The 12,874-nt window shown below is 72.1% G+C and carries 7 protein-coding genes and 1 tRNA gene; 4 read left to right on the top strand and 4 right to left on the bottom strand.

Annotated features, from left to right (window positions below):
* Positions 1 to 102 precede the first annotated feature (102 nt).
* Positions 103 to 3,735: an nSTAND1 domain-containing NTPase gene (locus DFJ69_RS22205; RefSeq protein ID WP_147312390.1), complete on the top strand. Its 3,633-nt coding sequence runs from the start codon at positions 103 to 105 to the stop codon at positions 3,733 to 3,735.
* A 103-nt stretch (positions 3,736 to 3,838) separates the two neighbouring features.
* On the top strand, positions 3,839 to 4,324 hold the full coding sequence (locus tag DFJ69_RS22200; protein ID WP_116024382.1) for a hypothetical protein: 486 nt from the start codon (positions 3,839 to 3,841) through the stop codon (positions 4,322 to 4,324).
* A 53-nt stretch (positions 4,325 to 4,377) separates the two neighbouring features.
* On the opposite strand, the gene DFJ69_RS22195 is transcribed toward DFJ69_RS22200, so the two are convergent.
* On the bottom strand, positions 4,378 to 8,415 hold the full coding sequence (locus DFJ69_RS22195) for a bifunctional nitrate reductase/sulfite reductase flavoprotein subunit alpha (RefSeq protein WP_281275948.1): 4,038 nt from the start codon (positions 8,413 to 8,415) through the stop codon (positions 4,378 to 4,380).
* 418 nt (positions 8,416 to 8,833) lie between these two features.
* On the opposite strand from DFJ69_RS22195, the gene DFJ69_RS35690 reads away from it, so the two are divergent.
* Positions 8,834 to 9,004 (top strand): hypothetical protein, encoded by a 171-nt coding sequence (locus DFJ69_RS35690; protein ID WP_245974518.1) that lies wholly within the window; start codon positions 8,834 to 8,836, stop codon positions 9,002 to 9,004.
* A 192-nt stretch (positions 9,005 to 9,196) separates the two neighbouring features.
* Positions 9,197 to 10,465, top strand: a complete 1,269-nt coding sequence (locus DFJ69_RS22185; RefSeq protein ID WP_211328697.1) for a hypothetical protein — start codon at positions 9,197 to 9,199, stop codon at positions 10,463 to 10,465.
* A gap of 214 nt (positions 10,466 to 10,679) precedes the next feature.
* Here DFJ69_RS22185 and DFJ69_RS22180 read toward each other — a convergent pair.
* From DFJ69_RS22180 to DFJ69_RS35685, 3 genes are all read right to left on the bottom strand, one after another.
* A tRNA-Glu gene (locus DFJ69_RS22180) sits at positions 10,680 to 10,752 on the bottom strand.
* 352 nt (positions 10,753 to 11,104) lie between these two features.
* Complete coding sequence (locus DFJ69_RS22175; RefSeq protein ID WP_116024380.1) at positions 11,105 to 12,526, bottom strand: tyrosine-type recombinase/integrase; 1,422 nt, start codon at positions 12,524 to 12,526, stop codon at positions 11,105 to 11,107.
* Positions 12,526 to 12,756: a helix-turn-helix transcriptional regulator gene (locus DFJ69_RS35685; protein ID WP_245974517.1), complete on the bottom strand. Its 231-nt coding sequence runs from the start codon at positions 12,754 to 12,756 to the stop codon at positions 12,526 to 12,528. The genes DFJ69_RS22175 and DFJ69_RS35685 overlap by 1 nt, the downstream gene beginning before the upstream one ends.
* Between the last annotated feature and the right edge of the window lie 118 nt (positions 12,757 to 12,874).

Here is a 12,874-nt window from a genome sequence, read left to right as displayed (position 1 = left end):
GCTTCCCCGTTGTGCGCGGACGCGCCGTTCCCTAAGGTCTAGGGCGTTTCGGGATTGTCCGAAACCGCAGTTGAGAAGCTCCGGACAACGGGAGGCACGGGCTTGGGCCGACCGGAACGTCCCGTGGACCCGTCCGCCGGGCCGGTCGAGCGACTGGCCTGGGAGCTGCGGCGGCTGCGGGACGAGGCGGGGCGGCCGAGCTACCGGGAACTCGCCCGACGGGCCCACTACTCGCGCAGCACCCTGGCGGAGGTGGCCACCGGCGTCCGGCTGCCGACGCTGGAGGCGACCCTGGCCTACGCCGTCGCCTGCGGAGGCGATCGCGACGAGTGGGAGCGTCGCTGGGAGGACGCCGCCGCCGAGCTGAAACAGGCCCACAGGCGCTGCCCCTACCCCGGGCTGGCGCCGCTGGGCCCCGAGGACGCCGACCTCTTCTTCGGCCGTGCGGAACTGGTCGAGGAGCTTCGCCGGTCGGTGGCGGCGTCTCCACTGACGGCCGTCTTCGGGGCCTCCGGCAGCGGCAAGACCTCCCTGCTCTTGGCCGGGCTCGTTCCCGCCCTCACGGCGGACGGGCTCGACACGGCGGTGCTGACCCCGGGGCCGCGCCCGCTCTCCCGCCTCACCGAGGTGCCCTCCGAGCCGGCCGACGGCGTGCTGATCGTCGACCAGTTCGAGGAGGTGTTCACGCTCTGCCGGGACGACGACGAGCGCACCGCGTTCCTCGACGGGCTGACCGCCATGGTCGGCGACGAGGACGGCCGCACGGTCGTCATCGGGGTGCGGGCCGACTTCTACGCGCACTGCGCCCGGCACGCCGGCCTGGTGGCGGCGCTGCGCGAGCACGGGCATCTGCCGATCGGGCCGATGTCGGAGGACGAGCTGCGCGAGATCATCGTCGAGCCGGCCGCCCGCGTCGGGCTGACCGTCGAGCCCGGCCTCCTGACGGCCGCCGTCGCCGAGACCGTCGGGCGGCCGGGGGCCCTGCCGCTGGTGGCGCACGCCCTGCGGGAGACCTGGGCCGGGCTCGACGGGGACGAGCTGCGGCTGGCCGACTACCGGGCCGCCGGGGGTGTGCGCGAGGCGGTGGCCCGGTCGGCCGAACGCCTGTACCGGGAGCTGGACGACCCGCAGCGGGCGGTCGTCCGAGGGTTGTTCCTGCGGCTCACGGCGCTCGGCGAGGGCACCGACGACACCCGCCGCCGGGTGGACCGCGACGAGCTGACCGGTCTCGGGGAGCCCGGCGAGATCGACGCGCTGCTCGACCGGCTGGCGGCGGCGCGGCTGGTCATCGTCGACGACGGCACCGTGGACGTCTGCCACGAGGCGCTGATCGGCGCGTGGCCCCGGCTCCGGGACTGGCTGACCACCGACCGCGAGGAGCTGGTCCTGCACCGGAGCCTCACCGGGGCCGCCGCCGAGTGGGAGCGCAACGGGCGCCACGAGGAGTTCCTCCATCGCGGGGCCCGGCTGGCGGTCTGGGAGGGCCGCGACACCGTCGCCCTGAACGAGCTGGAACGGGACTTCCTCGCCGCGGGCCGCCGGCACGAGGCCGCCGCGCGGACGGCCGCCCGCCGGCGGGTCCGACTCGGGTTCGGCGGTCTCGGCCTGGTCGCGGCGGTGGTCGCCGTGCTGGCCGTGGTGGCGATGCTCCAGGCGGGGCGGGCCGCCGACGAACGCGACCGCGCCGTCTCCCGCCGGCTCGCCTCCGACGCCCGCACCCAGCTCGAACGCGACCCCGAACTGGCGCTGCTGTTGGCGGCGGAGGCGTACGCGATGGCGCCGACGAACGAGGCCGACACCGTCCTCCGCCAGGCCGTGGTGGACTTCCGTCTGCGCCGCACGCTGTCCACGGGGCAGCGCGACATCCGCGGCGCCGTGTTCAGCCCCGCCGGCGGCACGGCGGCGACCTGGACCGGCAGCTCCCTGCGGACCTGGAGGTGGAACGGGCGCGACTGGTCGCTGAGCGCGCCGAAGCGGGAGAGGCGGAGCCGCGCCCGATCGGTGCCGAAGAGCATCGCCCTGCGGCCCGACGGGCGGGTGCTGGCGGCCGGCCTCTTCGACGGCACCATCGATCTGTGGACGTTGGACGACGACGGCGACCCCGAGGTCCTGCGCGGCCCGAAGAACGAGGCGGTGACGAGCCTGGCGTTCAGCGGCGACGGACGCCGGCTGGCCACCGTCCACGATGACCGCGTCCACCTCTGGGACCTGAAGAGCGGGAGGAGGTCGCTCGTCCTCCCGCGCGCCGAACGCCGCCTGGAGACCGTGGCGCTCAGCCACGACGGCGAGCATCTCGTCACGGGCGGATTCCGGACGCAGCTCTGGGACGTCTCCGGTCGCCGCCCCCGTCTGCTGCTGACGGGCCGTCAGAGCACCGTGACTCAACTCGCGTTCAGCCCGGACGGGGCCTGGGCCGTCGCCGCCACCGCGCAGAGCACCGTGGAGTCGTACGCCGTCCCCGGCTTCCCGCTCGGCGACCGGGAGCCGAGTGTGGAGCACCGAGGCCACCAGGGCACCGTCGGCGGCCTGGCATTCAGCCCCGACGGACGGCGTCTGGCGTCCTACGGCGAGGACCGCACGATCCGGGTCTGGGACACCGGCAGCGGCGCCAGCCCCCTCGTTCTCCGCGTGGCGACCGGCACGCTGCGGGGCGTGGCGTTCAGCCGCGACGGGCGATGGCTCACCAGCGTCAGCGAGGACGGCGCCGTACGGTTCTGGGACGTCTCCTCAGGGCACGCCGGCGGCACCGTCGACCTGCCGGGACGCGGCTCCGGGGAGGGCCGGCGCGTGCTGAGCGCCGACGGCGGGGCGTTCGCGACCGACGAGGTGGTCAGCCCGGACCTGCGGGTGTGGGACGTGCGCCGTGGCGGACCCCCGACGGTCCTGCGCGACGGCCGCGTCAACGGCCCGTTCGCCGCGAGCCCGGACGGGCGGCGCTTCGCCCGGGCCGACACCTTCAGCATGACCAAGGGGGACGACACCCTGCCGTTGTGGGACCTCGGCGCGGGCGACCGGCCGCGCATGCTGCGCAGCAAGGGAGAGAAGGCGAACGCCCTGGTGTTCTCCCACGACGGGAGGTACCTCGCCGGGGCGGGCGACAACACCGTGCAGGTGTGGGACGCCGAGGGCGGGGACGCCCCCACGGCCGTCCTGCGCGGCTACGACCTCGTCGGCAACTCCATGGAGTTCGGCCCCGACGGACGCCGGCTCGCCGTCGCGCTCTTCAAGGGCGATGTGGTGCTCCGGGACGTGACGGGCAAGGACAAGCCCACGGTCCTGCGGGGCCCCACCGGCGTCACCGATCTGGAGTTCGCCCCCGACGGTCGCCGGATCGCCGCGTCGAACGCTGACGGGACCGTTCACCTCTGGCGCACGGACCGCCCCGGCGTCGCGGACACGGTCCTCCGCAGCCGCGAGGGCGCGCTCGCGGACCTGGCGTTCACCCGTGACGGCGTGTGGCTGGCGAGCACGGCGCGGACCGACGGCGTGCTGCGCCTGTGGCGGGTCGACGGCGGCGGCGAACCCGTCCTCATCAGCGGATTCGGCTCCGTGATCACCCATGTGGCGTTCGCCCCGGACGGCCGAGGGGTGACCACCGCCCACGCGGACCGGCCGGTGCGGGCCTGGACGTGCGAGATCTGCGGCCCCGGGCCGCAGGTGCTCCGTCTGGCCAGGGAACGCGCCACCCGGGATCTGACGCCCGAGGAGCGTCGCACCTTTCTCGGAACGCCCTGAACGGCGCATCCGCCCACCGATATCGAGGCGACAACGGAACGATAACGCGCCCTCCTAGCGTGGCCCGTGAAAGGCAGCCGAAATGCCGAAGGAGGACGTTCCCATGAAACAGAACATCTCGCTGGGACTCGCCGCCCTCGCACTCGCGAGCGGGTTCACGGCGGTCACGGGCGGCACCGCGAGCGCCCAGTCGGCGGCACGCCCCTGCCCGCCACCGGCTCCGACGACCACCACGCGGGCCGCGTACGACAAGAAGACCGTTTACCAGGTGCCCGGCCGCAAGATCTATCTGCGGACCGGAAAGGTCAGGTTCTTCGCCTCGGACTGCGGCGAGTGGTACCACTCCCGTTACGGCTGGGCCACGGCGAAGGGTCACAAGGGCAAGTACGTGCGCCTGGAGGTCGACACCAACGGCAATAAGATCGCCGACGCCGCGTACACCAGGTACCTCGCCTCGAACCGCGACGACGGCTACTGGACCACCAAGCGCCGCCTTTACGGGGCCAAGTACATGCGCGCCTGCGTCGTCTCCAGGTCGTCCAGCGGCTGCTCGTCCGGCCACACGACGAGCTGGTGGCCGGTCCGCTGACCCTCGGAGGGGCGCGGCGTTCCCGTGAACGCCGCGCCCGGCCCGCCGTCGGGTCAGTACACGTCGCGCACGTAGCGCTTGTCGGCGGCGAGGCGCTTGACGTAGGCCGCCGCGCCCTCCTTGCCGAGGCCGCCGTGGGTGGCGGCGATGTCGCGGAGGGCCAGGTCGACGTCCTTGGCCATGCGGGAGGCGTCCCCGCAGACGTACACGTGGGCGCCGTCCTGGAGCCAGGTCCACAGCCGGTGGCCCTGCTCGCGCATCCGGTCCTGAACGTAGATCTTCGCGCGCTGGTCGCGGGAGAAGGCGGTGTCGAGGCGGTCGAGGGTGCCGTCGGCCCGGAACGCGGTCAGCTCGTCCTGGTAGTAGAAGTCGGTGGCCCGGTGCTGCTCGCCGAAGAACAGCCAGTTGGACGCGCGGTGGCCGAGGGCGCGGCGTTCCTGGAGGAAGCCGAGGAACGGCGCCACCCCGGTGCCCGGCCCGATCATGATCATCGGGGTGGCGGCGTCGGCGGGCGGCCGGAAGTGCGCGGAACGCTGGACGAAGACCGGCACGCCCATCTCCGGCTCCCCGTCGGCGAGGAACGTGGAGCAGACGCCCTTGCGGGCCCGTCCCTCGGGGTTCTCGTACCGGACGACGGACACGGTCAGCGACACCGTCGAGGGGTCGGCCAGCGGACTGGAGGAGATCGAGTACAGGCGGGGCTGGAGCCTCTTGAGGACGTCGGCCCATTCCTGCGGCGTGGCCTTGACGGGGTGTTCGGCGATGACGTCCACGGCCTGGCGGCCCCACGACCACTGGGCGAGCTCGTTCTTGTTGTCGGGCCGCAGGAGCTTCTGCAGGACGCGGTCGCCGGTGCGCTGGGTGACGAAGCGCAGCAGGTCGGGGGTGATCCGGGTGATGTCCAGGTGCCGGTGGAGGGCCTCGCCGAGGCTCACGGGGCCGACGCCGTCCAGGTCGATCCGGGCGTCGTCGTCCAGTCCGGCGGCGTTCAGCCACTCGGCCACCACGCCGGGGCAGTTGACCGGCCGGACCCCGAGGGCGTCGCCGGTCCGGTACGCGACGCGGTCCGGGCCCTCGCTCAGGTCGAACGTGAACTGCCGGACCTCCTTGGTCGCCCCGGCGAGGCTGAGCAGCCGGTTGCCGACGAGGCGGGCGGTGACGGGTTCGGGCTTGGCGGTGCGCGCCGGGCGGGCGACGGTCGCGGGGGCTGCGGGGGCGGAAGGGGCCCGTTCCGGTCCGAGGGCGGTGACGATCCGGTCCAGCCAGGCGTGGGCCGACGACTCGTAGTCGGGTTCGCAGTCCGTGCGGGGCGCGAGACGGGTCGCCCCCAGCTCCTCCAGCCGTCGGTCCAGACGCCGGCCGTGGCCACAGAAGTCGTCGTAGGAGGAGTCCCCGAAGGCCAGGACGGAGTAGCGGGCCCCCTTGACGTGCGAGGTCTCGGCGTCGGCCAGCGACTCCCAGAACGCGGCCCCGTTGTCGGGCGCGTCACCGTCCCCGAACGTGCTGGTGATCAGCAGAACGTCGGTGCCGGCCAGCGACCGGGGATCCGCGCCGTCCATGCCCGCGAGCGCGACCCGGTGCCCGGCGGCGGTCAGCCGTTCGGCGACGGTCTCCGCGAAGCCCTCAGCGTTGCCTGTCTGCGACGCCCAGAGCACGGTGACCGAGCCACCGTCGTCCTCCGCGGCGACCGGCGCGCTCCGGTCGGCGGGTCGGTCGGCGGTCTCGGGACGGCGGGAGTACGCCCCCGCCAGCACGCCGTTCACCCAAAGGGCCTGCTCCGGGCCGAACGGCGCGTCCGCCGGCAGGACGGGGACGCCGGGCAGCCCGGGCCGCAGCCCCACGAGGAAGCCCGCCAGGTAGCGGCGCTCCCGTTCGCCCAAGGCGGGCGGCGCGACGTTCTCCAACCCGAAGGCGCCGGTCAGCTCGGCGACGGGGTGCCGGTCGGCCCGGGGCGGGGGAAGGTCCTGGTCGGGGACCGCGACCCGGCTCAGCGACACGGCGCAGACCTTCAGCTCGGGCTGGAAGGAGATCGGGTCCACGGCGTCGCTGGTCACCGCGTTGACGCTCAGGTACTCCCCGAACAGATCGTTCCAATGGAACGGCGCGAAACAGCAGCCGGGCAGGACCCGGTCGGTCACCACCGCGGGGAGCACCGCCCGGCCGCGTCGCGAGGCGACCTCGACCGAGTCGCCCTCGGCGATCCCCAGCTCCTGCGCGTCCCGGGGGTGGATCTCCACGAACGGCCCCGGGTTCAGCCTGTTGAGCTTGTCGACCCGACCGGTCTTGGTGAGGGTGTGCCACTGGTGCTGGAGCCGCCCGGTGTTGAGGACGAACGGGTACGCGTCGTCGGGCATCTCGGCGGGGGCCATGTGGGGGCGGGCGAAGAACACCGCCCGGCCGCTCGCCGTCGGGAACCGCGGACGTCCGTCCTCGCCGACGTACCGGATCGGGTTGCGGTCCGGGCCGTCGACGGACGCGGCCGGCCACTGGACGGGTGTCTCCCGCAGCCGCTCGTAGGTCACGCCCCGCAGGTCGTAGCCCGTCTTGGGGTTACGGGCGCCCTTGATCTCCTCGAAGATCTCCTCTGCGGTGTCGTACGTGAAGCCCCGCTCGTAGCCCATCGCGCGGGCGATCCGGGCGATGATCTGCCAGTCCGGGGTCGCCTCGCCGGGCGGGTCGGCGGCGGGCCGCGCCAGGGTGAGGTTGCGCTCGCTGTTGATCAGGACGCCCTCGGTCTCCGTCCACAGCGCGGCGGGCAGGACCACGTCGGCGTACCCGTTGGTCTCCGTCTCGGCGAACGCGTCCTGCACGACGACGAACTCGGCCGCCTCCAGGCCCTTGATCACGGTCCGCCGGTTGGCCACCGAGGCGACCGGGTTGGTGCAGATGATCCAGCAGGCCTTGATCTCGCCGTCCGCCATCCGCTGGAACATCTCGACGGTGCCCTTGCCGGAGCCGTCCTCGCGGATCGTGCCGGGCTCCAGCCCCCACAGTCTCTCGACGAACACCCGCTCCTCGGGCACCAGCACCGACCGCTGGCCCGGCAGGCCGGGGCCCATGTACCCCATCTCCCTGCCGCCCATGGCGTTGGGCTGGCCGGTGAGGGAGAACGGGCCGCTGCCCGGACGGCAGATCGCGCCGGTGGCCAGATGCAGGTTGATCAGGGCGTTGGTGTTCCAGGTGCCGTGGGTGCTCTGGTTGAGCCCCATCGTCCAGCAGCTCGTCCACTCCCCCGCCTCGCCGATCCACCGGGCCGCCCGCCGGAGGTCGTCCTCGGGGATGCCGGTGATCTCGGCGACCCTCGCGGGCGGGTACTCGGCGAGGAACTCCGGCATCGCCTCCCAGCCCTCGGTGTGCTCGGCGATGAACTCCGGATCGGTGTGCCCGCCCTCGACCAGCAGGTGCAGCAGCCCGTTCAGCAACGCCAGGTCCGTGCCGGGCTCGACCTGGAGGAACAGGTCGGCCTTCGCCGCCGTGGCGGTGCGCCGCGGATCGACCACGATGAGTTTGGCGCCGGCCTTGACCCGTTCCATCATCCGCAGGAACAGGATCGGGTGACAGTCGGCCATGTTGGAGCCGATGACGAAGAAGACGTCCGCCCTGTCGAGATCCTCGTAGGACCCGGGCGGCCCGTCGGCGCCCAGCGAGAGCTTGTAGCCGCTGCCCGCGCTGGCCATGCACAGCCGGGAGTTGGACTCGATCTGGTTGGTGCCGATGAACCCCTTGACCAGCTTGTTCGCCAGGTACTGGGCCTCCAGGCCCATCTGTCCGGAGACGTACAGCGCCACCGAGTCCGGGCCGTGCTCGTCGATGATCGCCCGCAGTCGCCGCGCCGTCTCCGCGATCGCCTCGTCCACCCCGGCGGGCGCCGGCTGGGCGCCGCGTTCGGCGCGCATGAGCGCGGTGGTCAGCCGCCCCGGCGCGGCGAGCATGTCCGCCGTCGTCGCGCCCTTGGTGCACAGCCGCCCGAAGTTGGCGGGATGCTCCTTGTCGCCGGAGGCCCGGACCACCTTCCGGCGGCCGTCGGGACCCGTGGCGATGTCGAGCACCATGCCGCACCCGACCCCACAGTACGAACAGACCGTACGCACCTGCGCCGTACCGGCCTGCGAGCGCTGCGCGGCCACGGACGCCCCCTCTCGCCGGCGGACGTCCCGAACGTAAGGAATGTCCGTTACGGACACGTCACATCGGTCACCATCCTGTGTTTCGGCTGTCACACAGACCCGGACGCGACCTGTGAGACCCGGGCCGGCCGGCCGGGCGGCCAGGATGGGGACATGCCGGCCGACCACTTCCCGCTCCTCGGGCCGAGACCGACGACACCCCGCCTGGAGCTGCTCCTGCGCGACCGGGCCGTCCTCCGTCAGGTGAGCACCGGCTCCTGGCTGGGACGACGCCACCAGGGCCACGGCATCGGCACCGAGTGCGGGCCGCCGTGCTCCACCTGGCCTTCGCGTCGACGAGGCCACCTCGGGGGCGTTCGAGGACGACCACGCCTCCTACGCCGTGTCCCGCAGGTTCGGGTACGAACCCGACGGCGTCGAACGCCACCTCGTCTGGCCATCGAACGCCGAGGGCGCCTCACCCGCGCCGCATGGGAACGACACCCGCACCATCCCCGTGACCGTCGAGGGGCTCGCTCCCTGCCCGCCCCTGTTCGGGCTCGACACCGGCTGACCTCTCGGCCTCGTACGCGCTGGTGGGAGGCACGGGATCGACGATCCTCACACCTCCGAACGGTCGGCTGCCGAGGCCGACGGTTCGCGGTACGATGCCGGCGCTTGATCGAAAACGACGGATTTCCGGCGGCGTGGGGGTATGAGGATGGATTGGGCCTCGGGTCATGGGCGTTCGGTGAAGGGCCGTCTGATGGCCGCGAGCCTGGTCACCGTGACGGTCGGCGCCATGGTGACGGCGGTGGGGGTGAGCCCCGCCGAGGCGGCGTGGGCCCGGGCGTGGAAGGCGTCCCCCCACGGGTGGACGGCCACCGACTCGCCCCGGGTCTCGGTCGATCGACAGGGTGACGCGCTGCTGACCTGGACGGCCTGCGACTCCAAGGCGTCCGGCTGCTACCACCAGGTCCAGGCCAGGGTGAAGCCCGCGACGAAGGGCGCGGGACCGATCCGCACCCTCTCGCCGCTGGGGGCCTCGGCCTCCTGGCCGGAGGCCGACTCCGCCGACAACGGCGACTCCGCGGTGGTCTGGGAGCAGGACGGCCACGTCGCGGGTCGGCGCGTCTCGGCGTCCGGCCAGGTCATCGGCCCGCTCCGCAGGCTCTCCACGTCCGCGCCCGCCGTCGGTCCGGTGGTGGCGGTGGCGCCCGGCGGGATGGCGCTCGCCGTCTGGTCGGAGATCCGCGGCGGGAGTTGGCACGCCGTGGCGCGCCGGCTCTCGCGCACCGGCGCGGCCGGCCCGGTCCTCACCCTCGGCTCCGGGTCGGCGGAGAAGCCGGCCGTCGGCGTCGACCGCCAGGGCCGCTTCGTCGTCGCATGGGTGCGGGGCCGCGAGGTCGTGACCCGGCGGATCCTGCCCGGTTCGGTCTCCCCGACCCGCGTGCTCACCGCCCCGATCGCCGCGCACGGCGGTTTCGGCATGGTGCGCGTCGGCGTCGACCGCGACGGTGACGCGGTCATCTCCTACCGTTCCGGCGGCGGCGCCCGCCCCGCCGTGTGGGCCTCACGCTGGGGCCGGACCGGCGCGCCGGCACGCCCGCTGCTCATCTCGTCCGGGCGGGACAACGTCGGCTTCCACCACGCCGTCGCGACGGACCTCGAGGGCGACTCCATGCTGGTCTGGACCCGATGGAACGGCAGCAGGCGACTCGAGATGCTCGGCCGCCGACTCACCCGAACCGGCGCCCGCGGCCCCGTCACCGCCCTGGGCCTCCACGACCGGCCCGACCTCGTCCTCGACGACGACGGCGACGGCATGCTCGTGTTCCACTCACCGAGCGCCCCGTACAAGGAGAACCGGGTCGGCACCCGCCTGATCAGCCGCTCCGGCGCCTTCGGCCGCATCACGACACTGACGTCGGACGGCCGCGTCCCGCAGGTGGACACCCGCCCGAACTCCCGCTTCACCGTGGTCTGGCAGCGGACCTCCTACCCGTACTCCATCCACGCCACCACCGGGCCCTGAACGACCCACCGCGCGAAGGCCGGGCCCTGGATCGGCACTCGGATCCGGGGCCGGCTTCGCGCCGAGGTTCTTCGACGGATGCCCTTTGAGGAATGTCGAAAGAGTCGTCGTGGTGCGCCTTCCGACGTGCCCCCTCGACCCACGCGCCGCGAATGGCCGCCCACAATAAAGAACCGCAGGTCGGGATGCTCTCCCTGACCTGCGGCTTCTGCTGTACCCCCGAGCGGATTCGAACCGCCGTTACCGCCTTGAGAGGGCGGCGTCCTAGGCCACTAGACGACGGGGGCCTGTCGATCCTGCGCTGTCGGCCTTTGCGATCTCCCGCTCGGGCCGGGCCCAGCTTACCGGACCTTTTCTCTTTCCTCGAACCGACTCCGGGGAGCCGCTCCGGATCGGAGAGGCGGGTCGCCGATCGAAATCGGATGACCCTGCTGGGGTACCAGGACTCGAACCTAGACTAACTGAACCAGAATCAGCCCAGCACTCCAGCGACCCCAACCATACCGGGTCCGGGGGGCAACGCAAAACGGGTTCCGACCTGCGCGTTGGCAGGTCGGAACCCGTGGGAGCTCGTCCGGTTGCCTCCGGCCGGCGGCGGGCTGTTGCGGCCCTCCGCTCCCAATGCGCTCCCAAGATCGGCTAGCGCCGGAGCGCCTCCGTGATCCTGTGGCGGGCCGCGTGGGAGTCCCCGACGAGGCACTTCGTGTAGGTCTTCAGCAGGACCTCGACGCTGTTCCCGGCCCACTCAGCGACCTGCTTCGGCGGGACGCCAGCGTTGAGCAAGGTAGAGATGTAGGTGTGGCGCAGGTCGTACGGGCGCTTGGCCAGCGGTGAGGCGAGCTCCTTCTTCGTGAGGACCTTGGCGCGGGCTCGTCCGAACACCTTGCGGATGGTGTCCCCGGGGACCGAGTCGGCGCGGACGCCCCGGAAGAGACGGCCGTCCTTGCCCGTGCCGTAGAGAACCAGATGCTCTCGGAGCAGCCTGCTCTGGACGGGTGGTACCGGGATCGGGCCTCGGATCTCACCCTGCGCCCGGTGTTTGGGCATCTCTCGCCTGTCGCGCTTCGCTCCGTCGTCGGTCCAGTCCGGGGCGACCTCTGGAGCGACGGCGCCGACCCAGAGCTCTCCCCAGTCCTCGTCTTCGGGCGGGTCCTCAAGTTGCTCGGTCTCTGGGTTCCAGATGCGAGGCTGGAGCACGAGCGTGTCCTCGGTGATCTCGACGGCTTCCTCCGGACGCAGCCCGCAGTAGAGCATCGAGCCGTACAGGGCGACGAGCCGTGGACCGCTCGGGGCCTGCTCCTTGACGGCTTCCAGGAAGGCCCTGCCCTGAGCCGGGTTCATGACCGACCGCCGGTCCACCTCGGAGGAGGTCTTGATCGACACCCACTTCAAACCGGTCAGCGGGTTGATGGCGAGGGCCTTCTTGACCACCGCGAACTCCAGGGCGTTGTGCAGGATGCCGCGGTACTTCTTCGTCGTGACCGCTGCCATCCTCTTGCCATCCCGCTGGCGCGTGGTGATCTTGTCCAGGACCGTGTGGATGACGTCCACGTCTTCGAACGTCTCGACGTACTCCGTGTTCTTGGCCGCCCATTCCAGCGCGGATGCCACATCCGACGGAGCCTGCTCCCGTTGCTTGGCGTTGAAGGCGTAGCGAGTGAGAGCCCTCCGTAGGAGGACGTCGTCCGGCTTGCCTCTGTCGCTGGAGAGCACAGCCATGGTCGTCAGCATCATGACCCTGGCAACGTCCGCTCGGTGCTTGGCCGATGCGTCCTTCCACTTGCGGTCGGAGTAGGCGACCGCAAGGTCGTACCAGCTCATCGTCACCGTGGTCTTGGCCCAAGAGATCGGGCGACCGGTGGAGACGGAGAAGGGCTCGGCCTTGTTGGCGGCGGCCCTCAGCTCCGAACGGAAGCTGTCGGCCAGGGCCTTGGTCTTGAACGACTCGTGGAAGAGCCGCCGGGAGACCTTCCAGCTCACCCGGTAGGAGGTGATCTTTCCCTTGGCGTTTTTGCGGGTCTCGATGTCCCAGCAGCGGACGTCGTAGCTGATGTCCTCCATCAGCCCTCCAGCTCGTCGAGCCACCGCAGGAACTCCGCCTTGGAGAAGCGGAGCTGTCCGTTGGGGAGCTTGAAGCAGTCCGGCGCGACGTTCTTGGCCCGCCAGTCGTAGAAGGTCGAAGGACTGATCGCGAGCACCTCGCACACGTCCTTGAGGGAGAGCTGCTCCAGGCGGTCCGTGTCCGAAGGGGCCTTCTCGCGCTTGCGTGACGGCTTCGGCGGGATCGCCAACGTCTCCCCTGTCTTTCGCTTGCCTGGTTGGGGGGTGCGCGGCTGGGCGGCGCGCTTGGTCCCTGCGGCTCGCCTCGTGGAGTCAGGTGGGCAACGATGAGTGGCGGTACCCGCGATG

The sequence above is a fragment of the Thermomonospora umbrina genome (genome assembly GCF_003386555.1).
GTDB classification, from domain to species: Bacteria; Actinomycetota; Actinomycetes; order Streptosporangiales; family Streptosporangiaceae; genus Thermomonospora; species Thermomonospora umbrina.
This window is presented reverse-complemented; position numbering and strand designations above follow the sequence as displayed.

What these genes read in the sequence shown, in the direction of transcription:
- DFJ69_RS22200 (WP_116024382.1), top strand. Translation starts at nt 3,839, where the DNA reads ATGAAACAGAACATCTCGCTGGGACTCGCCGCCCTCGCACTCGCGAGC.
- DFJ69_RS22175 (WP_116024380.1), bottom strand. Translation starts at nt 12,526, where the DNA reads ATGGAGGACATCAGCTACGACGTCCGCTGCTGGGACATCGAGACCCGC.
- DFJ69_RS22185 (WP_211328697.1), top strand. Translation starts at nt 9,197, where the DNA reads ATGGCCGCGAGCCTGGTCACCGTGACGGTCGGCGCCATGGTGACGGCG.